General features: G+C 38.1%; 23 protein-coding genes. 10 read left to right on the top strand and 13 right to left on the bottom strand.

All coding sequences use genetic code 11. The features are described from left to right. Positions 1 to 37 precede the first annotated feature (37 nt). Positions 38 to 352: a hypothetical protein gene (locus tag DV942_RS15635; RefSeq protein WP_090983032.1), complete on the bottom strand. Its 315-nt coding sequence runs from the start codon at positions 350 to 352 to the stop codon at positions 38 to 40. Between the two features lie 95 nt (positions 353 to 447). Beyond that, positions 448 to 1,134 (bottom strand): SIMPL domain-containing protein, encoded by a 687-nt coding sequence (locus DV942_RS15640; RefSeq protein WP_145858982.1) that lies wholly within the window; start codon positions 1,132 to 1,134, stop codon positions 448 to 450. A 251-nt stretch (positions 1,135 to 1,385) separates the two neighbouring features. Here DV942_RS15640 and DV942_RS15645 point away from each other — a divergent pair, with 251 nt between their 5' ends. Then, the gene (locus DV942_RS15645; RefSeq protein WP_145858985.1) at positions 1,386 to 1,973 is read left to right on the top strand and encodes a Fic/DOC family protein; all 588 of its coding nucleotides are present in this window, start codon (positions 1,386 to 1,388) and stop codon (positions 1,971 to 1,973) included. On the opposite strand, the gene DV942_RS23525 is transcribed toward DV942_RS15645, so the two are convergent. The 4 genes from DV942_RS23525 to fabV form a co-directional block, all read right to left on the bottom strand. Beyond that, positions 1,957 to 2,115 (bottom strand): hypothetical protein, encoded by a 159-nt coding sequence (locus tag DV942_RS23525; protein WP_159435225.1) that lies wholly within the window; start codon positions 2,113 to 2,115, stop codon positions 1,957 to 1,959. The two genes, DV942_RS15645 and DV942_RS23525, sit on opposite strands and share 17 nt — an antisense overlap. A 168-nt stretch (positions 2,116 to 2,283) precedes the next feature. Beyond that, positions 2,284 to 2,736, bottom strand: a complete 453-nt coding sequence (locus DV942_RS15650) for a cold-shock protein (RefSeq protein ID WP_090983040.1) — start codon at positions 2,734 to 2,736, stop codon at positions 2,284 to 2,286. A 213-nt stretch (positions 2,737 to 2,949) separates the two neighbouring features. After that, the gene (locus DV942_RS15655) at positions 2,950 to 3,486 is read right to left on the bottom strand and encodes a GNAT family N-acetyltransferase (RefSeq protein ID WP_145858987.1); all 537 of its coding nucleotides are present in this window, start codon (positions 3,484 to 3,486) and stop codon (positions 2,950 to 2,952) included. A 150-nt stretch (positions 3,487 to 3,636) separates the two neighbouring features. Next, positions 3,637 to 4,830: an enoyl-ACP reductase FabV gene (gene fabV, locus DV942_RS15660; RefSeq protein ID WP_145858989.1), complete on the bottom strand. Its 1,194-nt coding sequence runs from the start codon at positions 4,828 to 4,830 to the stop codon at positions 3,637 to 3,639. Between the two features lie 346 nt (positions 4,831 to 5,176). On the opposite strand from fabV, the gene DV942_RS15665 reads away from it, so the two are divergent. Beyond that, positions 5,177 to 5,884: a DUF2490 domain-containing protein gene (locus DV942_RS15665; RefSeq protein WP_145858991.1), complete on the top strand. Its 708-nt coding sequence runs from the start codon at positions 5,177 to 5,179 to the stop codon at positions 5,882 to 5,884. A 203-nt stretch (positions 5,885 to 6,087) separates the two neighbouring features. After that, a complete protein-coding gene (locus DV942_RS15670; protein WP_244950716.1) occupies positions 6,088 to 6,861 on the top strand; it encodes a hypothetical protein in 774 nt (257 codons plus the stop codon). A 120-nt stretch (positions 6,862 to 6,981) separates the two neighbouring features. Here DV942_RS15670 and DV942_RS15675 read toward each other — a convergent pair whose 3' ends face one another. The 7 genes from DV942_RS15675 to DV942_RS15705 all read right to left on the bottom strand — a co-directional run bounded on the left by DV942_RS15675 (position 6,982) and on the right by DV942_RS15705 (position 17,928). Beyond that, positions 6,982 to 9,417, bottom strand: a complete 2,436-nt coding sequence (locus DV942_RS15675) for a hypothetical protein (protein ID WP_145858993.1) — start codon at positions 9,415 to 9,417, stop codon at positions 6,982 to 6,984. A gap of 375 nt (positions 9,418 to 9,792) precedes the next feature. Continuing rightward, a complete protein-coding gene (locus tag DV942_RS15680; RefSeq protein ID WP_145858996.1) occupies positions 9,793 to 10,239 on the bottom strand; it encodes a DinB family protein in 447 nt (148 codons plus the stop codon). Continuing rightward, a complete protein-coding gene (locus DV942_RS15685) occupies positions 10,240 to 11,013 on the bottom strand; it encodes a hypothetical protein (RefSeq protein WP_145858999.1) in 774 nt (257 codons plus the stop codon). Between the two features lie 434 nt (positions 11,014 to 11,447). After that, the gene (locus tag DV942_RS15690; RefSeq protein WP_145859001.1) at positions 11,448 to 12,179 is read right to left on the bottom strand and encodes a head GIN domain-containing protein; all 732 of its coding nucleotides are present in this window, start codon (positions 12,177 to 12,179) and stop codon (positions 11,448 to 11,450) included. 164 nt (positions 12,180 to 12,343) lie between these two features. Beyond that, complete coding sequence (locus DV942_RS15695) at positions 12,344 to 13,999, bottom strand: M1 family metallopeptidase (RefSeq protein WP_145859004.1); 1,656 nt, start codon at positions 13,997 to 13,999, stop codon at positions 12,344 to 12,346. Between the two features lie 115 nt (positions 14,000 to 14,114). Beyond that, on the bottom strand, positions 14,115 to 15,980 hold the full coding sequence (locus DV942_RS15700) for a CocE/NonD family hydrolase (RefSeq protein WP_145859007.1): 1,866 nt from the start codon (positions 15,978 to 15,980) through the stop codon (positions 14,115 to 14,117). 76 nt (positions 15,981 to 16,056) lie between these two features. Then, a complete protein-coding gene (locus tag DV942_RS15705) occupies positions 16,057 to 17,928 on the bottom strand; it encodes a CocE/NonD family hydrolase (RefSeq protein WP_145859010.1) in 1,872 nt (623 codons plus the stop codon). A 346-nt stretch (positions 17,929 to 18,274) separates the two neighbouring features. Here DV942_RS15705 and DV942_RS15710 point away from each other — a divergent pair, with 346 nt between their 5' ends. The 7 genes from DV942_RS15710 to lpdA all read left to right on the top strand — a co-directional run bounded on the left by DV942_RS15710 (position 18,275) and on the right by lpdA (position 24,713). After that, positions 18,275 to 19,102, top strand: coding sequence for a DUF6515 family protein (locus tag DV942_RS15710; protein WP_145859013.1), 828 nt, complete (start codon positions 18,275 to 18,277; stop codon positions 19,100 to 19,102). Between the two features lie 275 nt (positions 19,103 to 19,377). After that, positions 19,378 to 20,538, top strand: a complete 1,161-nt coding sequence (locus DV942_RS15715; protein WP_145859016.1) for an esterase-like activity of phytase family protein — start codon at positions 19,378 to 19,380, stop codon at positions 20,536 to 20,538. A 23-nt stretch (positions 20,539 to 20,561) separates the two neighbouring features. After that, positions 20,562 to 21,227, top strand: a complete 666-nt coding sequence (locus tag DV942_RS15720; protein ID WP_145859019.1) for an HAD family hydrolase — start codon at positions 20,562 to 20,564, stop codon at positions 21,225 to 21,227. Between the two features lie 44 nt (positions 21,228 to 21,271). Then, positions 21,272 to 21,880: a DUF2306 domain-containing protein gene (locus DV942_RS15725; protein ID WP_145859021.1), complete on the top strand. Its 609-nt coding sequence runs from the start codon at positions 21,272 to 21,274 to the stop codon at positions 21,878 to 21,880. Positions 21,881 to 21,921: 41 nt separating this feature from the next. Then, positions 21,922 to 22,473 (top strand): Crp/Fnr family transcriptional regulator, encoded by a 552-nt coding sequence (locus tag DV942_RS15730; protein ID WP_145859023.1) that lies wholly within the window; start codon positions 21,922 to 21,924, stop codon positions 22,471 to 22,473. Between the two features lie 63 nt (positions 22,474 to 22,536). Continuing rightward, positions 22,537 to 22,893: a bleomycin resistance protein gene (locus tag DV942_RS15735; protein ID WP_090983071.1), complete on the top strand. Its 357-nt coding sequence runs from the start codon at positions 22,537 to 22,539 to the stop codon at positions 22,891 to 22,893. Positions 22,894 to 23,306: 413 nt separating this feature from the next. After that, on the top strand, positions 23,307 to 24,713 hold the full coding sequence (gene lpdA, locus DV942_RS15740) for a dihydrolipoyl dehydrogenase (protein ID WP_145859025.1): 1,407 nt from the start codon (positions 23,307 to 23,309) through the stop codon (positions 24,711 to 24,713). Positions 24,714 to 24,884 lie beyond the last annotated feature (171 nt).

Here is a 24,884-nt window from a genome sequence, read left to right on the forward strand (position 1 = left end):
AGCTTTTTGTTTTTATAGATAGATATGTTTCTTGAGATTATAAAATCAGGATCAATAACAAAATAATGATGATGATTGCGCCAACTGAAAGGTAAACACCACCAGAAATGGCCCGGGCCTGACCTTTTAATTCTTTTAACTCGCTACGTAAAGCCTTACGCTCTGCTCTGGTTAAGTTCGATTTGTCCATGTCTCTGATTTCTTCAACACGGGTTTTAATTTTTTCCAGTTTCACTGCTTGTTCTGCAGATAATTCTGTTGGGTTTTTCGCAGGTTTGTCAGCTGCCTGAGCTGAATTAAAGCTAATGCCTAAAGCAAATACCAGCGCAAGTGTGTAGATGAATTTTTTCATAATATCTAATTTTTTAGTGTTCAATCTCTAGGTAACAAAAAACCTACCAAAATGTTCTGGTAGGTTTTAAAAGCATTAATTTATTATTGAAATTCTTATTTGATCTCGAAAACCGCATTTACTGTAAAATTCAGTTTAATTTTCTTGAAATCAATTTCAGGTGCACTGGAAGCGTCGGCCATTTCAGCTTTCATTGCATAATTTCTGTAAACAGGTTGCATTACATTGTCCCCGCCATCTTGTATTTCGATCACACTACCTAATTTATCGCCTAGTGCCTCTACCATATATGCTGCTTTCTCTTTTGCGGCCAATAAGGCTTTAACTTTAAGCTCTTTTTTTAAGTTTTCGATTTTAGAATAATCGTAACTTTCAATATTCGTATTGGCAATTCCTTTAGCATCTAAAGATTCTAATATAAGGTTGAATTTGTTTAGATCGCTGACTTTTAAACGGTACTGTTTACTGGCCAGGAAATCAGGGTTTTTTTTCTTTTCCGTAGCATAATTCCAGCTGCTTAAGTTGCTAATGGTTAGATTCTCTTTTGCAATACCTGCTTTTTGTACTGCGGCATACAATTGTTTTTCTAACTCTGTAATATCAACTTTTTTCTTCCCGTTTAAATATTCTTTAAGTGAAATACCGATGTAGATGATATCGGGGGTAACTTCTGTTTCTGAGGTACCGCTTACGCTTATTTTTCTACGTAAATCTACTTGTTGGGCCATTGCTGAGGATAAACCTAAAAATGCAACCAGGGCTAGTGCTATTAACTTTTTCATAATTTGTAGTGTTTTTTAACTGTTATGAAGCTTGCATAAGCTTTTTTATATTTAGCTTTTCTGCTTATGCAGGTTTCATATCTATTTTTCTTTGTGTGTACTGTAATGATGTAAATCATGTACAAATTCCACACCGAGATTTTATTTTTTTATGATTTTTTATTGAATTAGCTATGAATATTCAGATACTGAGTTAGTAGGAGTGCCTTGGCTTGTTAATTTAATTAAAATTATTTTATTAAATTAATATTATGAAATATCAGATTCCAAATGATCAAAATGAAGTATTGCCCAATAAATTAGGATTAACAAGTTTAACAGATATCAATCTGTCAGAATTTGAAGGTTTTTTAAAGGCAGAGATTATACTGTCAGAAAGATTAACACCGAGTACAAAATTCAGCGTCTCCTATATTCTTGGTATTCATAAACTAGCATTATCTCATTTGTATAGTTTTGCAGGTAAATATCGTGACGTTAATATTTCAAAAGGAGGTTTTCCATTTGCCGCGGCGAGGTTTTTGAATGAAACAATGAAACAATTTGAACAGGAAATATTAAAAGAACTACCCAAAAAATATATAGATAGGAAACAGTTAATATCCAATATAGCAAAAGTACATGCAGAACTCCTGTTAATCCATCCATTTAGAGAAGGAAATGGCAGGACAGCAAGGATTTTAGCTAACTTAATGTGCCGAAAAGCTGGTTTCAGTTCGCTAAAATTTGAGAAGATTGGTGAAGATGAATTTAAAAATTATGTATTAGCCATACAAGTGGCTACAGACGGTGAATATCGATTGATGGAAAAGATGATAGATTCTATTTTTCCAGACTAACTTCAATTTTTTTTAAAGCAGCGGTTGCAGATTCACTAGAAATGGAAATACCTTCAATTTTGAATGATGCAAGCATTGATTGCATGATTTCAATTCTCAATGGATTAACTTTTTTTCTTTTATGATCTTGATTAAATTTCATACTCAAATATAGTTAAAATGAGTGTATGAAAAAAATTATGCGCAAGGTTTTATGCTTAAATAGACGGAATTATAAAGTGGTTATAAAACCTGGCGCAGCAGAGTTTTCTGCAAAATTTTAATCATGTTTTTGCAATTAGGAGTTGCAAAGCGAATAGCGTGTTAGCGGTTAAACTTTTGATACTTTAACTGCCGTTGGTCCTTTTTGGCCCATTTCTACTTCAAACGTAACTTTATCACCTTCTTTAATCTGGGTGATTAAACCGTTTGCATGAACGAAAATACTGTCTTGTGTTTCAGTGTTTTTAATAAAACCGTAGCCTTTGCTGTCGTTAAAGAAAGTGACTGTTCCCTTTTTTACCGGGTTTTCATCAACGATGTCTTCTTGTCTTGAAATGCCAATCTGAATATCTTCTGTATTAATAACTTTCTTTTTCTTCGGATCTGGCGGAGTAGAAGAGATGTTCCCGTTTTCATCAACGTATGCCATCATATCTTCAAGCGTTAAGCCTTTTTTAGCATTAGCCTGACGTTCTTCTTTTTTTTCTTGTTTGTCTTTTTGTTTTTTTAATCGTTTTTTTTCGTTCTCTTTTTTACTGTATGTTGCCTGAGATTTAGCCATATTTTATTTAATTGTTTTGTTTTTGAAGGGTGAGTGGAAAGGAGAATTATACAAAGATAACAATACTAAAGTACAAACACGATTTTATTCGGTGTTGCGCTCTATTTAGAGTTAACAACACAAGATTAGAGCAAGATGTTTTGCCGAACTGGCGTGAGGGTAAGTATCGTTAACTGCAGTTTCTTTTATATATTAAACGCTATGGCTAAAATATTATTGCAACGTCTCCCAGTATAGCTTGTCGATCTGGTATACGTAATTCCATTTTAGTGGCTCGCCATAATAGGCTACCTCTATTTCATCGATTTTTACACCTCCTAATTTTTCAATTGATTTTTGCGAACGAAAGTTAGTCGCACCGATATGTAATACTACTTTATCTATAAATTGAAAAGCATGATTGAACATTAAAGTTTTTAAAGCCTTATTATGTCCCTTGCCCCAAAACTCACGCGCAATAAAAGTGTAACCAACGGCAACTGAATGGTCATTTTCATCTAAATCGTAGTACCTGGAACTGCCCACAATTTTATCCGTTCCGTTTTCATAAATGATAAAGGCACCTTTTGATGCTATAGCCCCTTTAAAGAAATTTTCGAATACCGCTCTTTTGTACCGGTCTTTATTGGGGTGCTGCTCCCAAATTAAAGGATCCGAAGCTACAGCAAAAAGCGCTTCAAAATCAGATTCCTTTAATGGAACTACCTTGATCAAATCGTGTTCTAGCGTGGGCTGTAAATCGAAACTCATTTTATTTGTAATGAAAACGGCCGGCTTTTCGGCCAGCCATTTGTGATTGTGTTTTTAAAATTCGTCATTTCCATGCACCTGGAATCTTAAAGCCTAGCATTACGATTCCCAATTAGGTTGGGAATGACACATCTCTTATGAATTAGTAATTTAATTTACCAAACCTTCAATTTCTACTACTTCCTGGGCATCTTTTTGATAATCAACCTGATCAATTTCGAAACCAAATAAACTTAAGAAATCAGATCTGTAACCAGGTAAATCGCCTATTGCAGGCAAGGTTTCAGTAGTAGCTTCTTCCCAAAGTTTAGCCACTTTAGCCTGAATATCCTCACGCATTTCCCAATCGTCTATTCTGATTCTTCCTTTTTCATCGACAGGAACGGCGTTGCCTGTGTATAACCGGTCAGCATATAATCGTTGGATCTGCTCAATTGTACCTTCGTGAACGCCTTCTGCTTTCATCACTTTGTACAACAATGAAATATATAACGGAATAACCGGAATTGCAGAACTTGCCTGTGTTACCAATGCTTTATTAACCGATACATAGGCTTTGCCCTCAATATCTTTTAATTTATCAGCTATTTTAAATGCAGTTGCTTCTAAATCATCTTTGGCTCTTCCAATTGTCCCTTTTCGGTATACCGGTTCAGTTAAAGCAGGACCTATATATGAATAAGCTACGGTGGTTGCACCTTCGGCAAGCAGGTTTTCTGCTTTTAAGGCATCAATCCACATGGCCCAATCCTCGCCGCCCATTACGGCAACGGTATTGGCAATATCTTCTTCCGTAGCGGGCTCAATGGATATCTCGCTCACCTTACCGGTGTGGAAATCGACAGTCTTATTGGTATAGGTACCACCGATAGGTTTTAAGGTAGAGCGGTGTAATACTTCGGTATCAGGGTGTTTTCTTACAGGCGAAGCCAGGCTATAAATAACAAGATCCACCTGACCAAGGTCAGCTTTGATGAGCTCGATGGTTTTGTCTTTAATTTCTTTAGAGAAAGCATCGCCATTGATACTTTTGGCATACAAATCTGCAGCATGAGCTTCTTTTTCGAAGGCTGCAGTATTATACCAGCCTGGTGATGCTGTTTTACCTTCTGAAGGTGCTTTTTCAAAAAATACGCCAATGGTAGAAGCGCCAGAGCCATAAGCAGCAGTAATACGCGATGCTAAACCGAAACCAGTTGATGCGCCGATAACCAATACTTTTTTCGGGCCGTTGATCGCGCCTTTAGATTTTACATATTCAATTTGATTCTTTACGTTTTGCGCGCAACCTTCAGGATGTGCGGTTAAACAGATAAAGCCCCTCATTCTAGGTTCAATAATCATTTTTGTTCTTTTTTACGTTTTGTAATGTTAAAATAAGCGCAGTTTTAAGGTGATGTAAAATGCCTTAATGCCCAAATCTTTAACGAAGATATATTTTTAATTGTTTAACATTAAATGAATTTTAAATTAAGGCGATCAGACATCTGACGCCAGTCCCCTGACTTTCGACTTTTTTAACCGCAAAGTGAGCGGAGTTTTTCGCGAAGAACGCCAAGCTTGAGGTGTAGTTTAGGCGATTGGACTTCTGACCCCGGCCCCTTGACTTCCGACTTTCATCCCCCTTACTTCGGACTCTCATATATTTCTACTAATTTAGCGGCACACAGGTAAAACCGGTTTATCTATTATGAAAAAAATACTATTATCTGCCGTGATGGTACTCATCATGGCTTCAGGAAAGCTATATGCGCAAACCCAATATCAAAATTCTGGTTGGTTTATGTTTTTAAATAACACCAGGTTTAATGATAAATGGGGATTGCAATTTGACTTTCAGGCCCGTTCAGCCGATGATTGGGGCTATGTGCGGAATACTTTGGTAAGGCCTGCGTTGCAATATTTCATCAATAACAAAAGTAACGTTGCATTAGGATATCTGTGGCAGACCACCACAACAGAAATGACTGGAAGTGCCGATCTTACCCTTCACGAACACCGTATTTTTGAACAATACATTTACAATCATAAACTCAGTTCGGTATTTGCAAGTCATAGGTTTAGGGTTGAGCAACGTTTTATCGGCAGAACCGGAGAGGATGTATTTTCGCAGCGGTTCCGTTATTTTGTGAGGTTGATTCAACCCCTACAGAAAACGCAGCCTGCTTTTACCAAGGGGGCTTTTGTAGCTTTACAAAACGAAGTTTTTTTAAATCTTCAGAACAAAAGGAAAATCAATAACAGTGTGTTTGATCAGAACAGGTTATACCTTGCCGCAGGTTATCGTTTTTCGAAGCAACTCGATCTGGAAGCTGGTTATATGAACCAGGCTACACATGGCCTTTCAAACAATACGGTCAATAACATTATTCAGTTGGCCATATACACCAGGTTTTAATGTTTTAAAGTCATTTTTTACCTGACAAGCCCCGGCGAAGTGTTAAACCTATTGTAAATGATTCGTCTTTTTGCTCAATTTGCCACGTGAAAAAAATAACCATTCTTTTTTTGGCATTCTTGTTTGGCAAGCGGATGCAGGCACAAGAAATTCAAAGCGTTACAACAGACCGTATATCAACTTCTAAAAGTTTATTTAACCCTATGCATAGAAGAAATTTTTCGCGTAAAGGCGATTTCTTTTTCAACTGGGGTTATAATAGCTCCTGGTACGGCAAGAGCGATATCAGGTTTCAGGGGCCTAATTATGATTTTACTTTAAAAGATGTTGTTGCACACGATCGACAATCGAAATTGAGCTGGAGTTATTTAAATCCGGGTTTAATTACTGTGCCACAGTATGATATACGCGTTGGGTATTTTCTAAAAGATAATTACAGCATTTCAATAGGTTGGGATCACATGAAATATGTGATGGATATTCCGCAAACCGTTACGATTGATGGTCATATTGGTTCCAATATTTCGCCTACAAACACGCCCACCGGAAGCTTGGCTGGCGATTATAACGGGCAAAATATTAACGTGAAAGAGAATATGCTCACTTATGAGCATACTGATGGCTTTAACTATGCTAATATTGAAATTGAGCGTTATGATGATATCTGGGTTGCACCCGGAGGCAATACTTCCTTGACTTTGGAGACAGGTTTGGGTGGTGGATTAATGGTGCCACGATCAGATGTACGCCTTTTTGGCCAGGGTAGAAATAACCATTTCAGCATTTCAGGTTATGGCGTTTCGGCAAAAGTTGGACTTAAATTTTATATCTGGAGAAATGTTTACCTGCAGAATACCACAAAATTTGGTGCCACTAATTTAACGAACGTACACACCACAGGTTGGGATGAATATGACCATGCGAGTCAGAAGATTAATTATATTGAAAATATTTGGCTGTTCGGGGTCCAGTTTTAAAGATGTTTCAAATCATAAACAATAGCTAATTTTAGTTATCAAAGGCAGGGTCTGTCTAAATTAAAATTGGTATCTTAACCTAAAACTGATTATCAGTACTGAATCTCCCATTCGATTTGTTTAAAATTTAAAATGTTTTATACCGTTAGAATCTAAAATAAATGAAGCATATTGGATACTTAATGTCGTATCTGTATTTGAGTTATTTATTAATTCTGAACCATTTCCCTTAACAGTTATTACATTAGGACTAGCATCAATTTTAACCACTTTAGTAGTATAACCAATATCAATAGCTGCAGGTAGTAGTGTCAAAGTAAATGGAGCTCCAGCAGCATCTAGATATATTGTAGCCACTCCATTCGCTCCGTAATCTGATAGTTGCATTGTATAATTACTGACCTTATTAACGACAGACCCTTTAACCTCTTTAATATCCTGCCAGGATCCCAATACGGAATCAAATCTTTGAATCCTGTTCAAGGATAAGTTTTCAATCATAAGTCCCTGTGAGGGATTAACTATCGCATCCCTTTGAGTAGTATTCATCCTCGGGAAAGGTAATGATCCTTTGGTTACAGAATTAACAGAAAAAATAGATGGTAATATATCATTAGCAACATCTCCTATATGCCAATTCAGTGTTGCTCTGTAAATTCTGCTAACTATACCCAAGAGACCTCCTGCGTCATTTCTAGCTATTAGTTCATAATCGCTACCTGAGTTATTCCCGGATTCGGATGTAGAATTGACTCTTTCGATCCATCTAGGAACTCCAGATGTTCGAAAAATAAAATCTCTACTACTGCCTGATGGACCACTAACGGATAGACTATTTGGAGTAGCTGTTGCTGGAATAGTTTTACTCACCTCATACCACTTATCTGTTCTTTTCTGTAAAGTCATAGTAGTATATCTATTTATTACAGTATTTGCGTTGAACGCTAATTGGATATTGGCATTATTTTCAATGCTAATATTCAGTTCATTTCTATTATAAAGCATTACGACATCGCCAACTCTTGCGTTTATTATATCAGTTATAACTGGCACACCTGTAGCTATATCAAGTATAATATTGTTTTTGCCATTAGTATTAATCCGACCTGAATCTAGCGCCGTTATTGTATTGGATTGACTTTCGAATTGTCCTCCATTCCCTGCATTATTATAGTGTATCAGTAGTTCCCGATTTGGAATGGCTAAAGATTCATCAAAACCAAATAGGAATCCTGCGTTATCATCAGTATTATCGTGTATCGAACACCATCTTATATTAGGATGTGTCTCGATACAATAATGCGTGACTGAACTTACTAATGGCGTATTGTTTGGATCGCCTGCGGGTAATCCATTTGGGTAAGTACTTGTTCCATAGTAAAAACTTCCATTTCCTGTTGCGGTTCCTTTAATTCCATGAACAATAACTCTTTGACAACCTTCATCTAATTTAATTACTGTACCTGGGCACCTATCACATATTATTTCGGAAATTACACTCGTAGTATAATTGACATCAGTATAACCTTTTCCGGTTAATCTTATTCCGTAAGCATAGTTAACATCTCTTTGTCCGGGCCATGCTATCTGCAAACCGGTGGCTACGATATTTCTACATCTTTCAAATAAAATGCTTTCCAAGCCTGACTCAAATAAACTTTCTCCGATAATCCTGATAAAATTACATCCCACTAATCGTATGTTTTGATTTTTTATCTGACTTCTATAAAAATTAGAAGTCATAAAGTGTGTGTTTCCAGATGATAAAATACCATCTATTCCAAATCCTAAAATATTGCAAATTTTACATTCTAACGCAAAATTCCCTGTTATTTCGATATCTCCCAGAGTCATTTTTATACCCGCGTATGGAGCGACATTTATTGGATTATCTGCAAATAAAAGATAATCTGCAAAACCACTCGAAGCTTTTATACTACACCTGTTAACATGTTGAATTTTATCTAGCGGTTGTATGTACGCTATGGCTTTAGAGCCGGTATTCCATGAACCTATGGTTTTTATTTTTTCTAAGGAAAAATTTTGACAGTTTACAAATTCAAAGCAATTTTTTTTGTCTAAAGTATGATCAAAAATTAACCCTTCTGCGCTGAAGCTATAAGGGAAAACTGGTGCCGATAAATTTGAATTTCCAATAATAATTGTACCGGTGAAAATAGTACCACCTCCAATCAGGCTAATGAATTTTTTTTCTATTAAAAATGCTGTGTCAAACTTACATATACCATTATCAAAAAGTATTGAAGAGTTATCCTCTATTGTTTGAAACATATAATTGAAAGCATCCGTGTCATCGGTTATGCCGTCAAGTTTTAAACCATACCATCTTGGGTCAATGTATCCTTCATAGTCCCTCCTAGCGTATCCACTACCTAGATCGGACGATACTTTGAAGTAAATAACACTATCTACCTTTGAATCATCCATAGCGGTACCATCATACCACGTGTTTATCTTAGTCGCATTAAATGGAACTCCTGTGAATCTATCATAGTAATTTAAAATTTTTGTTCCGTCGGGTGATAATTGTGCCATGATTTAATTAAAGATGTTTGGTTAACTTTGATGGAATAATATTTTCTATTGTTAAAATTTGATCATACAACGATCCTCTAAAAGTGTGAAGATATTAGTTTTTTGGCGTGATCATATTATATGAGTGGAATTCAACTCCCACCAGGATGAATCCCACCTTGAATTGCAATGTAAAGAATTCAATTTTAAGTTATTGTTAATATATCAAATGGTTTAACCTTGTTATTTTATGAAAGAATGACGCTGTTAGCTCTGTTTTAAAATATAAATAGATTATTTTTTCTATCTCTGTCAGCATCCTTCAAAAATCTTTTAACTTATCATCAGGATCGCTGTGATTCAGGTTAGGCTGCTTATAGCTCACAACTGCTTCAATTACCTATCCAACAGCCTCCGATGGTAATTAATTTGCCCCAGGTGATAAGTTAAATGTGTGCTGAGGTGAACGAGAAAAAATTCGGTTGAGGTTTTTTCCTCTAATACTTTTGTCGGATACTCGTTATCCATCTGCGCCTGGCTTACCCGATCTAAAGTTTTGCTCACCACGGTGATGGTTGCTTCGATCATGCTGATTAATTCCTGCTTTGGCAAATCTTTTAATGAAAATTCCAGTTCGCGGTTCCTGACATAATCGGTGCCACCTAAAGTAGCGCCGATGTAAGTATTCAGGTTGCCCACGAGGTGGAGGCAGAGGTTCCCCGCGGAATTTGCAATTCCATGGCTTATCCGCCAAAGATTTTTCTCGCTTTGGTAAGCTTCAATTTCGGATTTCAGCTTGCTAAGATCCCGGTTAAAAAGTTTTTTTAGTGTTTCGGTAAGCATTTATTGCAATAAAGGGTTGATTTTTTTTGCTGGTTGAGATAATATTTCTTTTCCCGCCTTTGTAATAACTAATTGTGCGGGAGGAGTACCTTTTTCGCCCATTATAATGATAAAGCAGGTGTATATATAGTCGCCGCTTTTAAATTGGTAATTGTGGTTGCCGCCACTGCCGTCAGGCTTAAATTTCCCATTGGTTAAAATTAATTTAGGCTTATCGCTCATTTTACTTTTTATTGGCCATGAGGCATATCGGTAGTTGTCGTTGCCCAGATCATCAATCCTGATCCGGTACTGAGCAGTTTCGAAAACAAGTACCGGTTGTTCAAAATTGCCAATTGATGGATGAACACTGTTTTTCTCGACATTGATCAACCTGGCTTTCTCTTTTGATTCCAACCTCGATTGGTGATTAACCGCAATTAATTTTCCATCGGTATCAAGCCATAAATCACCACGCAGTAACATAATGCCGCGCCAACCAACATCACTCCAATCTGTTTCAGCTTTACTGGTAATTATCTTTTTGATTAAGTTGTCATCAAATACTTCTTTGTAACGCTTAATAAATTCCTGTTTGTTTTTAATCGGCGGAATAGGGTAAGCTCTGTTTAAGGGATACTTAATTTTGCTGCTCAGTTTCTCTACATCCCCACTTTTAACAGCGTTGATGAAAGAGATAACTACAGGGCGGTATTTTTTATTGAGCGTTTCTTCCTGCGAATAGGCAAGGTAAGTTATGCTGACAAATAAAAGCGCTAATGATATTTTTTTCATAGTAAGGAAGTGATAAGCGAATATAATTTTTTGAATTGAATACCACTTTGTATCAGGTGTTTTTGCATCATGATAAATGTTTTTGGTATGCCGTACCGACATTTGATTTTGTTGAAAATACAATTTTGGAAAGCATGTTCCTGTGTACATCGGTTCCGAAAGTCCTGCCATCCACTTTACTTCTCTGCGTTCGTGCCCGCTCCTGTCAGGTTTAAGTTACTTGGGCAGACCTTTCTATCCTAAACCCGACAGCAGCGGCAGCCCCTGATTCTTTACCGATGAATCGGCACTAAAGTAGCATCAGGGCTAAAGCAAATGGCTGGACTGCTGTAACCCAAGGGCTTCTGTATTTGCTTTCCACAAGAAAAAAATCTGTAAAGAATAAAAAACGCCCCAAATTTCTCCGGGGCGTTCCTTCTATGATGAATCTGATCCTATACTTTTCTTACGCTACCCGAGCCAATAACTGTTTTGTCTACAGTGGGATTACCTGTATAGTTAACGCTTCCTGATCCGCTAATGACAGCCCTGATGCTTTCGCTAACTGCAATGTTCACCGTTCCTGAGCCGCTAATGGTACTGGTTAATGTTTTTGTAGAAAAAGATTTACCAGCAAAAGTGCCAGAACTGCTGATGACTACTTTTGAGTGGTCTGCACCACCTGTAATATTGATTGATCCTGAGCCGCTGATTACACCACTATAATTATCTACATCTGCTGTTGCCTTAATATTTCCAGAACCACTAACGGTTGTTGTTAAGCTTCCTGTGCTAATTTTTCCATTTACGACTAAACTTCCATCACCGCTAACCGTTAGGCTTGCTAATTCTTTTGCTGATACATAAGCCGTTATTTTTTTTCCTTCGTATTTTCTAGACCAACTGGTGATGCTGGTTTGCGGACGGATAACTAAAATATTGCTTTTAACTTCGGTAACAATTGTGGCCAGTGCTTCCGCATCACCTTCCAAACGGCAGCTTTCGTTGTTCCCGAAAGTTACAATTACATTGATAGGGCCTGCTACAGCAACACCATTAAAATTTTTCACAACTCTTTCGTCGCTGTTATTTTTGGAAGCGTTGATGCTGATCCGATCTTTTGCAATGGCATTAAGGCTAAAGCTTAATGTTAAAGAAGCTAATAATATGGCGAATACTTTTTTCATGGTTATAGATTTTGTTTTTTTAGATAAATAATGAGCTTTTTCTATAAGACGTTGGTTTTTTCAAAAAGTTGCGTAACACGGAATTTAATTCTCTTTATCAGTAATTTCTATTGTGCCTTAAGGAAGAAGTCAAGTTTCATTTTGGAACTTGACTTCTTTGAGATTTAACCCGATTTTTTTGTATTGATATAAAACAATGGATCGTGTTTAAAATTATCTGCATTTATGCCGGCATCTACTTTAATGGTTTGCCAATCATTGGTTGGTTTAATTAAAGTATACGCACCTGCTTTTAAGGTTACATGTACGGGCATATCGAAGCCCTTAACATCAGTTAACCAACGATAGGACAGGACACCATTACTGATTTTATATTCCAGAACAGGTGGCTTGGTATGGCGAAGATACTGATCGAAAATTTTATCTAATTTTAAGCCGCTCTGTTTGGCAATGTAATTTTCAACCTGCGCAGTAGTTACTGTCTGATGATAAAAGGTTTTGTTCAACCCGCGGAGAATCTGTCTGAATTTTTCATCATTATTAATAAGCTGGCGGATGATACTTACCAGATTTGCACCTTTCGGATACATATCGCCTGAACCTTCTTTGTTTACATTATAAGGACCGATTAAAGGTATATCATTCTGAATAATTTTCTGTAGCCCGATTACATATTCGTTAGCTGCAGTTTTACTTTCGGTACATTCTGTAAACAATACTTCCGAATAATTGGTAAAACCTTCGTGGATCCACATATCGGCGATATCTTTTGCAGTAATGTTATTCCCGAACCACTCGTGGCCGCTCTCATGAATGGTGATAAAATCCCATTTCAGGCCGTGTCCGGTTCCGCTTAAATCTTTACCTAAATAACCTGGTTTAAACTGATTGCCGTAAGCAACCGCACTTTGATGTTCCATGCCTAAATGCGGTGCCTGAACCAGTTTGTAGCCATCTTTATACCATGGATAGGGACCAAACCAATATTCGAAACATTTAAGCATCGGTTTAACATCGGCGTTCCAATGAGGGCGTGCTTTGGCGCTGTCTGTTTGTAGCGCCCAATAGTCAATGCTGAGTTTCCCATTTTCGCCATCATAACTATCCTGCCAGTGGGCATATTTACCAATGTAAAACGTAACATCGTAGTTATTGATGGGGTTGGAAACAAACCAATTGTATTGTTTGTGACCATCGGGTAGATTTACCGTATTTCTTAATCTTCCGTTGGATATTTCCTGTAAAGTTTTAGGAACAGTAATGCTGATGAGCATACTGTCTACCTCATCACTCTGGTGGTCTTTATTGGGCCACCATACGCTTGCGCCTAAACCCTGGCAGGCTACAGAAACGAAAGGATTGCCAGCAGCATCTTTTTTAAAGATAAAACCACCATCCCAGGGCGGCGTTTTTGCTACTAATGGATTACCGGAATAGAAAACGGTAAATTTATCTTTGCTTCCTTTCTTTACCGGTTTAGGAAAGGTTACAAAAACAGCATTGTATTCTCGGGTAAAAGGTAAATCAGCACCCTCATACACTACTTTGTCTACTTTGAGGTTATCAAAAAGATCAAACTGCAGTTTAGTGAAATCCTGTGTAGCGGTAAATGCAAATTCGTTGCTTCCGACAATTGATTTCTGATCGATATCGATTTTTACGTCCAGGTGGTAATAGTTGATATCGTAACAAGTGCGTAAAGAAGTAAGTGTTCCACGCAGACTATCGGCCCTTGAATTGACTTGATTTTTGCCCAGCATTTGTGCCTGCACAACCGGAATGCTGAATGCCACTGCAAAAAAGATAAATAGTTTTTTCATTATTGTTGTTTGACTAATGCTTTAGGCACGTAGCGATACGAACCGAAGCAGGAAAGATTTTATTAATCGTTAAAAACGAATGGTTATTACACGCTCGTCAGAGACGAGCGTGAGCTTATTTAATGACGTCAACTTCGATAAAACTGTCGTTAAAAACAGTTTGCGTGGCTTTAATATAATCTGCTTCAGTAGCCTTATAAGGATTCTCTACAAATTTTTGCGGATTACGGGCAAATAACGGAAAAGCGGTACTTTGTACCTGAACCATAATTCTATGTCCCTTTTTAAAGGTGTGTAATACGTCCTGCAATTTAAAATTTACGTCAGTTTTTTGATTGGCCACCAAGGCTTCTGGTTTTTCAAAGCTGTTGCGGAAACGGGCGGGCATCACTTCCGAACGTACCATTTGCCAATAATTGCTCAGGGTGATATTTTTATTTGGCATATAATGATTGTTCGGCTCATCGGCCGGATATACATCGATCAGTTTTACGATAAAATCTGCATCGGTACCAGTAGTGGCTATTTTAAGGTGCGACATGATTTCGCCACCCAAAGTAATGTCGTTATCTAATATATCGGTTTGGTAAACCAGTACATCCGGTCTCCTGCCTGCGAAACGCTGGTCTTCACTCATGTAATTATGCGGCGTAAAACCTAGGGTAGTGGTTAAATCTTCCGTGTAAGGAACCGGTTTTAAAGGATCGCTGATGTAATTTACTGAGCCGGGCGATTGGGGAGCGGTCATGCTTAATTTTCCATCTGCACCTAAGTATAATTTTTGTTTGCTTGCTTTTTCTGTTGGCCATTGATCAAAGGTTTCCCATTGTTTTTTACCGGTATCGAACATATAAGCTTCTGGTAAACCGCTGTTTTTATCACCATTGCCTTTTAAGAAGTGGTTAAAAAATTTGGCTTCAATTTCTTTCTGGTAAAAAGTAGCAATGCTATCGCCAAAATATACGTTGCTATGCATGGTGTGGCCAGTTTCGCGGCTCCATCTGCCATGTCCGAATGGCCCCATCACGATGGTATTATAAGCATTTGGGTTTTTCTTTTCGATGGTTTTATATATGTTCAGAGGGCCTGATAAATCTTCCGCATCGTACCAGCCGCCCACTACCATTACTGCCGGTTTAATGGTGCCATAATGTTTTAGCAGACCACGTTTTTGCCAAAATTCATCATAGTTTGGATGGTTAACGGTTTCCTGCCAGAAGAAATTGTTTTTATAATACTTATCGGCATTAGTTAATGGGCCGAGATCCAGCGCAAATTGATAGCCATCTTTGGTTTTTGGTAAAATCATCTCGTTATTGTACCAAGGTTTTGAGGTTGTATCCGTTTTCTGTACACCAAATACTGGGAAAGTAAAGAAGTAGCTTTGTAAAAATGATCCATTATGGTGAAAATCATCAAAAAAGAAATCGGAAATGGGCGCCTGTGGTGATGATGCCTTTAACGCAGGGTGATTACTTAAAATCCCCGCTGCGGTATAAAAGCCAGGATAAGAAATACCCCATTGGCCCACTTTACCATTATTATTAGCCACATTTTTAACCAACCAATCAATGGTATCATAAGTATCAGAACCTTCATCCACATCTTTCTTCGATTTTTTATTGTCGATAACCGGCGTCATATTGGTCCAGGTGCCTTCACTTTTCCAGCGGCCGCGTACATCCTGCATCACTACAATATAACCTTCTTTCATCATCAGATCGGACGGCCCTAAACGTGCCGGGAATTTATCTTCGCCATAAGGGGCAACACTATAGCAGGTACGCTGCATAATCATCGGATACTTTTTATCCTTTGATGCATCTTTTGGCGTATAAATGGCTGTAAAAAGTTTAGTGCCATCGCGCATAGGGATATACACCTCTTTTTTGGTATAGTTTGTTTTTGGGTATCCTGTATCGCTTTGTGCGAAAGCTGTGGATGCCGAAAGCAGGATAAGGATTAGTTTTAAGTATTTCATTTTTTAAGGATAAGTAAGTTGTTTTGTGTTTCGTTTCATGGCGCACGAACCAAGGCAATGGTGATACGTAACGGCTTTATTTTAATACAGAAACGGTAAGGAAAGAACTGTTATGTACATCGTGATAAATTCTATGTGTTGCTTTTTGAAAGTCCTGTGGTTCGGCCTGATAAATATCCATAAATTTCTGCGGATTCCGATCGGCCAGAGGAAACCATGAATTTTGGATCTGGATCATAATTTTATGTCCTTTTTTAAAGGTATGCGCGATATCTGGCAGTGGATAATTTACTTTTGTAATCTGGCCGGGAACAAATGCTTCAGGTTTTTCGAAACTGTTTCGGTATTTTCCGCGCATAATTTCTCCGCGCACCAACATTTCGTAACCGCCCATAATTAAGTTTTTGGGATTCGGTACCGGGTTTGGTGCATCTTCAGGATAAACATCAATCAATTTAACAACATAGTCCGCATCGGTACCGGTAGTAGAAACCACCAGATTGGCCAGCACGGGGCCGGTTAGGGTAATATCTGCTGCTAAGGCATCAGTCTGGTAAGTTTTAACATCTGGGCGGCGGGCTGCAAAACGCTGATCGTCTATCATGTACTCCCGGGTACGTCTGGCCTGAATACCATCCTGGTAAGGAACAGGATGATTTGGATCGCTCACATATTCATCCCAGCTATCGGTTCTGCCTACTTTATCGAAACTGAGCTTTCCGTTGGGCTGTAAATACAGATTCCTGCTTTCTACTTCTTGTGGCGGCCAGGTGCTGAATTTTTTCCATTCGTTACTGCCGGTTACAAAAATATTGGCTTCTGCCGCATTAAAATCTCCCCCGCCTTTTAAATAATGTTTAAAAAAAGGTAATTCATACTGTTGTTGATAATCAATACTGGTGGCTTTGCCAAAGTTGATATCGCCCAAAAAGGAGCCATCACTACGTACCCAGCCACCATGGAACCAAGGCCCCGCGACAAGGATATTATTGGCGCCTGGGTTTTGTTTTTCAATAGCTTTGTAAGTGTCAAAAGTGCCATAAGCATCTTCGGCATCGAAAAAGCCCCCCACCACCATTACTGCAGGTTTAACCTGAGTTAAGTGAGGTGTAATTAAACGTGCTTTCCAGAAGGTATCTAAATTTGGATGTTTAAATAAATCGTTCCAGAATCTGATACTATCTGCAAAATAACGTTCTTTTAAATTTTTGACAGATCCGGCTTCTAAATAAAAGCGATAATTATCCTGAATGGGAAACTGAAAACCTTTGGGGCCTTTATCTGGTGTAATGGGTTTAGGCCTCGGCACACCAAAACCGCTCATAAAACTGAATGCATCCATCAAAAACAACGTGCCGCGGTGGTGGAAATCATCACCTATAAACCAATCGGTAACCGGTGCCTGTGGAGAAACGGCCTTTAATGCCGGATGAGCATTTGGCAATGAGGCGGTAGAATAAAAGCCAGGATACGAAATGCCGTAGATGCCAGCTTTTCCATTATTTCCTTTTACATTTTTAATCAACCAATCTATAGTATCGTAAGTGTCCGTACTCTCATCAATTGCGGTTTTAGATTTTTTACCTGTTAGTTGTGGACGGATGTCGGCAAAAGTACCCTCACTCATCCAGCGGCCCCGCACATCCTGGTAAACAAAAATAAATCCTTCGCGCATCATGGCCGGAAAATTCCCCAGGCTAAGCTTATATTTATCTTCGCCATATGGGGCAACAGTATAAGGTGTACGGTTGATCAGAAATGGGTATTTTTTGGATTGGTTTTTCGGTATGTATATGGAGGTGAATAGCTTTATCCCATCGCGCATAGGGATCTGGCGTTCTATTTTGATATAGTTTTCTCTCACGTAAGCCGAATCGGTTTGTTGAGCCGTTAATTCACTGGAAATAAACAGGCAAAATAAAAGGCTGAAAACTTTGGTAAGGTTCATTTGAGCTGGCTTTTAGGAATAAAATTTAAATATAGGTGATTAACGATTGATAAGAAAAATATAGTGCGTAAAAGGTTTGTTAGCATGGGAGAGGGAATGAGGTATGATGGAAAATGGAAGAGTCCGAAAGTAGGAAGACCAGGGGCAGAGGTATGGTATGCAAGAGAGTTTTGCATTTTTATGGTCGATAGTCTAAAATGGATGAGGCATTCTTTTGTATTGCGTATTTTTTATAGCTTAACCTTCTATTCGTCATTACTTTATCAAAATTTAGTTAAATGTGCTTCAAGGATAATCTTTTATGCGTTTTTACCGTCATATAGTTCATTGACTTAAACACAAAAAAATGAATGGGTTATTCAATAAAGTATTGGTTGTTTTCGCTGCAGCAGCGATGATAACAACCTGGAGTATCGAAAGTGTTTCTGCACAGCGGCCAAGCAGGAGCGGAGGCGGTGCTTCTTTCGGCGGCGGCAGATCCGGCTCAGTTGGCTCATCACGAGGTGGTGGATTTTCCCATCAGCCAACTTTGCGCGGACCAGGCAGAGGTGGTTTTTCTACCAGTGTCCGCTCTGGCAGATCAAGTTATAGTTATTACAGACCAGGTTATCGGATGGGCTATGGAAGGCCATATTATGGTTACAGAGTAGGTTTCGGGAGACCTTATTGCAGACCATACTACAATTATTACAGTTTTTACAGACCGTTTTTAGGTGTGAGGATTAATGTATTACCCTATGGTTATTATCCTTTCTGGTATGGGCCAACCCAATTCTATTATTCCGGTGGATTGTTTTATCAACAAAATAATGATCAATACGAAGTGGTCACACCACCAGTTGGTGCCGAAGTTCCAAATTTACCTTCGGATGCAAACCGGGTAACCATTAACGGAGTTGATTATTACGAATACAAAGGAGTTTATTACACCCAAAAGGAAAATGCTGAAGGTAAAACCGTATATGTGGTGGCTGGCAAAGATGGCGTTTTAAATACCGCAAATGGCCTGGCTAATACGCATAATATTGGCGATATTATTGACCAATTGCCTGAAGGGTGCAGAGAGGTGACCATTAAAAATGAAAAATATTTTGTCTCGCCTGATGATGTGTATTATGAAGAGGTAGTTGATGGAAATAACATTACTTACCGCGTAATCGGTAAGTTGTTTTAGCAGTTCAGAGTTGTCAACTTTCCGTCCGTCCGGATATTAAAGTTGACAACTCTTTGGTTTTGCAAGTATTTAATGTGCAGTCGGATGTTACCATCCGATTGTTTTGTTTTGAAAAGATGGCTTAATTGCAAGTTTCTATCAGTATATTGAGGTGTATCAGCTGATAACAGCTAACACCACAAAATAGATTATTCCGTACCCATCTTAGCCTCCGTGGCAAAAATTATAAATTGTTGCATCTAAAAAACATATTTTTGCAACCTAAACATTTCGATTTGAAATTCATACAGCCATACTTCATCATCTATGCTCTTTTTGCTATTATTCTCTCTTCCTGTTCGGTAACTAAGCATGTTAAAATTAAACAGGATGAGGCTAATATTTCAGCTATAAAGTTTTTGGATGAATATGTCATGCCCTTAAACCCTATTTTTCAAAATACGGTTGTTGGTGGTTTATCGGGGATTGATTATGATGTAAAACAAAACCAATATTATATGATCAGTGATGATCCGTCGCAATTTAGTCCAGCGAGGATTTACACCGCAAAGATCGATCTCAAAGAAAATAAAATCGATACCATCCGGATTACGGGAGTTAATTTTCTTTTACAGGAAAATGGGAGCCAATACCCTAAATACGGCACAGATAAAAGCGTGAAGCCAGATGGAGAAGCTGTTCGTTATAATCCGGTTGCGAAACAATTGATCTGGAGCAGTGAAGGCGAAAGATTGTTTAAAAATGGTGATACGACCATTGTTCAGCCCGGTTTAACTTTTATTTCTACAGCGGGTAAATTTTTGGATACCCTTCCATTGCCGGAAGGTTTTCATTTTACAGAAACGCAGAGTGGCCCACGGAAAAATGCTTTGTTTGAAGGCCTGACTTATGCGGATGATTACAGAACTTTATATGCCAGTTTAGAAGAACCACTTTACCAGGATGGTCCTCAGGCCGCTTTTGAGTATGATAAGGCTTTAACAAGGATTTTAAAGTTTGATATGGCGACTAAAAAGAATGTCGCGCAATATGCCTACAACCTTGGCGCTGTACCTGTTAAGCCTACTGTAGATAATGATTGGAATGTGAACGGGATTTCCGAAATACTGGCCGTTAACCATCACACGCTTCTGGTATTAGAGAGGGCCTGGGCAAAAGGCCATGACGATCATACTTTTTTAAAACTTTACCTGGTTGATCTGAATGGTGCAGAAAATGAAATTGATAATCCATCTTTCGCAAAAAATCCACCAAAGCCGCTCAGCAAAAAACTACTTTTCGATTTTGATACCTTAAATATGCACATTGATAATGTTGAAGGGGTAACTTTTGGACCGAAACTTGCAAACGGACACCGTTCTTTGATATTTTGTGTAGATGATAATTTCAGTAAAACGCAGTTGCAACAGTTTTTCCTTTTCGAGATTATCCCATAAACCAATTCAGTTAAAAATTTATAATGAGTAAAATAAAAGCCCTGCTTTTCGATTTAGATGGTACATTGATTGATTCCGAAAAGTTTCATTTTGATTGCTGGAATACCTTTTTAGAACCCTATAATGTACATATCGAATTTAAAGATTGGCTTAGTAATTATGCTGGGATTCCGCTGCCGAAAAATGCAAAAACGATTATAGATCGCTATAAAATTGATGAAGATTTAGCCAGCTTTATTGAAAGAAGAGAAAAGATAACCTTTGATGGTTTTAGAACAACCGATATAGCCTTAATGCCTTATGCATTAGAGTTTGTGCAATTTGCTTTCGATAAAAGACTTACGCTTGCAGTGGTTACGGCCAGTCCGAAGATTGATGTGGAAGCTGTTTTCGAGCGCAATGGTATGGCCAGATATTTTAGTCTGTTTATCACCCGAACAGATGTAAGCAAATCTAAACCCGATCCCGAAAGTTATAACCTTTGTGTGGAACGCCTGGGCTTAGCTAAAGAAGAATGCATCGTTTTTGAAGATACTTTAAATGGGGTTAAATCGGCCATGGCTGCCGGTATTACCTGTTATGCTATACAAAATAATGTGCGTGCACATCAAAAACTAAAAATAGCCGATGAGCTTTTTCTCAGTTTTGCGAATGCCAAAGCATTTATGTTACATAAGGAACTAATCTAGTTCTCCAAAATTAACTAGCTTAGTAATAAGCAACGGGATTTAATATGGTTAAAAAAGGGTTATGGATTTTATTTGCAACTTTCGCATTACTGATAGGATTCTATCCAACGATTTACTTCTTGATTGATAGGAAGTTTGGCCTTTTGAATTCAAAGTCTGCCGAGTTATTAAGTAATACTTTCTGGAACATTGGTTTTTATACGCATATTATTTTAGGAGGAGTAGCTTTATTGATCGGCTGGACGCAATTTAGTCCGAAAATGAGAAACAGGCGAATGGTATTGCACCGGAAATTGGGTAAAGCTTACGTGGTTTCGGTGCTGCTTAGCGCCTTGGCAGGCATTTATATAGGCTTTTTTGCAACAGGCGGGTGGGTTTCTTCCGCAGGATTTATCTGTTTAGGCGTCGTTTGGTTTTATACTACGTTAAAAGCTTATTTATATATTAAAAATAGCGAAATCGTGAAACATCAAAAAATGATGGTTTTTAGTTATGCTGTGTGTTTTGCAGCGGTAACCTTAAGGATCTGGTTGCCAATTTTGACCATTATGTTTGGTGATTTTTTTAAAGCCTACCTGGTTGTTGCCTGGTTATGCTGGATTCCGAATTTAATCGTTGCTTATCTAATCACCAATAAAGCCACTAATCCATAAATTGTCTGGTTGCTCCATCTGTTCAAATAAGTGAATTTCATATGATATCAGCTCAGGAAATTTTATCTGGCGTCGGCTCATTTTCATCCTATGATCTGCTTCTTTTTGAAGAAAAAGCCACGCGAAAGATATTCAGGAAAAACGATATGGTCTTGCGCCAAGGTGAGATTTGCCAGTCTGTTTATTTCATCCTGTCCGGATCTTTTGTTCAGTTTCAATCTGATCATGAAACCGAAACGATCATCGAGCTTCATCTACCCAAAGAATGGATGTACAATCACGCAAGTTTAATAGGTCAGAAGCCATCAGATACAACAATTAAAGCATTTGAGGATGCTGAAGTGATTGAATTGAGTTTATACCACCTGCATGAACTGATTGCCAGATCACAATCCTTTTTAAACTTCGGTCGGATTTTTGACCAGGCTAACCACAGGACTTATCTATTCGATAATGCGTTAAGTCCAGCAGAAAAGTACCAATACATTAAAAAGTCCAAGCCACTTATTGTACAGGTTTTTCCGGTTAAACTCATCGCCTCATATCTTAAGATAACGCCCGAAACCTTAAGCAGGGTTAGGGCAAACTGTTGAATTTCCTGATTTCGATCAAGTGCTGCTTTTCAGAAAATTCCTCATTTTTGAAATAAAAAAAATATGCTGACAGCAATCAATCCGAAACTTCCAATGCGTGATAAAGAAATCACCAGAGATTTTTATGTGAATAAATTAGGCTTTAAAGATATTGGGGCCGACAATTTTAAGGATTACCTTATGGTGCAAAAAGATCATGTTCAGATTCACTTTTTTTTATTTGAAGCACTTGATCCCAAAGAAAACTATGGTCAGGTTTATCTGCGCACAGATGATATCGAAGCTTTGTACCAATGGATGCTGGATACTAATCAAAGCATTCACCCTAATGGCCATTTGCAAACAAAACCTTGGGGGCAAAAGGAATTTTCTATGCTTGATCCGGATAACAATCTGCTTACTTTCGGACAAGGGGCTTAAGGTTTATTGGTCAATGGCTTATTAGTCAATAGTCCATTGGTCAATAGTTTATTAGTAAATGGTTTACTAGTGAACGGTTCATTTGTTTGTTCGTCAATAGTTCGTTGGTTATTAGGTCATAATTTAGTATTGATCTCCTGATTTTTGAATTTGTGTATAATATCTCTGGTTCATAACTGAGCCAATCAAATATTTTATAGTCTTAAAGTAAAATATTTATATGCTTATCACATTTGGATATTTGAACTTTTTGGGATTATCGTCTAATGGTCTCAGCAATGAACCTGGATTTATGATTATGGGTTGCTTAACCTATATGTTGAGGATTGTAAGTGGAAGACAATTGCCCTATTCTACTTTTAGCTTTCCGCCTTTTTTCCATACATTTGGCTAATTAAAATACTCAAGAAATTATGCAATACGATGTCGTTGTTATCGGTTCAGGGCCGGGCGGTTATGTAGGCGCAATCCGTTGTGCTCAGTTAGGTTTAAAAACTGCAGTAGTAGAAAAATATAAAACTTTTGGAGGAACTTGCTTAAACGTTGGTTGTATTCCATCTAAGGCTTTGTTAGACTCATCGGAGCATTATCACAATGCTGCTCATACATTTACTACTCACGGTATCGATTTGAAAAGCCTAAAAGTAAATATGCCGCAAATGATCGCACGTAAAGACGATGTTGTTGCGCAAAATACGGCCGGTATCACGTATCTGTTCAAAAAAAACAAAATCGATTCTTTCGAAGGTGTAGGCTCTTTTGTAGATAAAAATACCGTCCTGGTAACAAAAGCTGATGGTACTACGGAAACCCTGACTGCAAAAAATGTAATCATTGCTACGGGTTCTAAACCTACAGCTCTACCATTTTTACCGATCGATAAAAAACGGATCATCACTTCAACAGAGGCTTTAAATATTAAAGAAGTTCCAAAGTCGATGGTTGTAATTGGTGGCGGAGTGATCGGTTTGGAGTTAGGTTCTGTTTACGCCCGTTTAGGTACAAAAGTTTCAGTAATTGAGTTTTTGCCATCTATCATTGCAACAATGGATGCAAGTTTAGGTAAAGAACTTCAACGCGTATTAAAGAAAAACCTGGGCATGGAATTCTTTATGAATCATAAAGTTACCGGTGCTACAAATAATGGTAAAACAGTAACGGTTACTGCAGAAAATGCAAAGGGCGAAGCCGTAAATTTTGATGCTGATTATTGCATCGTGGCTGTTGGCCGTACTGCTTACAGCGAAGGTTTAGGTTTGGATAAAATTGGGATTACCGTTGAAGAAAGAGGTAAAAAAATTCCGGTTAATGAGCATTTAGAAACTTCGGTTGCGGGTGTTTATGCCATTGGAGATGTAATTACAGGCGCAATGTTGGCACATAAAGCGGAGGATGAAGGGATTTATGTGGCCGAAACCATTGCCGGTCAGAAACCACATATTAATTACAACTTAATTCCTGGAGTAGTTTATACCTGGCCGGAAGTGGCTTCTGTAGGTTTAACCGAAGAGCAGTTAAAGGAAAAAGGTATAAAATATAAAGCAGGTTCGTTCCCTTTCAAAGCCAGCGGACGTGCAAAAGCCAGCATGGATACCGACGGTTTCATCAAGGTTTTAGCCGATGCGGCAACTGATGAGGTTTTAGGCGTACACATGATTGGCCCACGTGCCGCAGATATGATTGCTGAAGCGGTTATCGCGATGGAATTCCGCGCATCTGCTGAGGATATTGCACGTACCTGCCATGCGCACCCAACTTATACAGAGGCATTAAAAGAGGCGGCACTTGCTGCAACTGAGAACAGAGCGATACATATTTAATTATTTATCGGTCGTCATACTGAACTTGTTTCAGTATCTGTTTTTAAAATGATTAGTAATCCCGGTATTTTTGCCGGGATTTTTTTTTTTTTTTTTTTGAGCGCTATTTCGAGCGGAGTGCAGCGATCTAGCTAGAAAATGCCTTTGATCCAGAACATTAAGTTTTGAATT

It is taken from the genome of Pedobacter suwonensis (genome assembly GCF_007833675.1).
In the GTDB taxonomy this organism is placed as follows: Bacteria; Bacteroidota; Bacteroidia; order Sphingobacteriales; family Sphingobacteriaceae; genus Pedobacter; species Pedobacter suwonensis.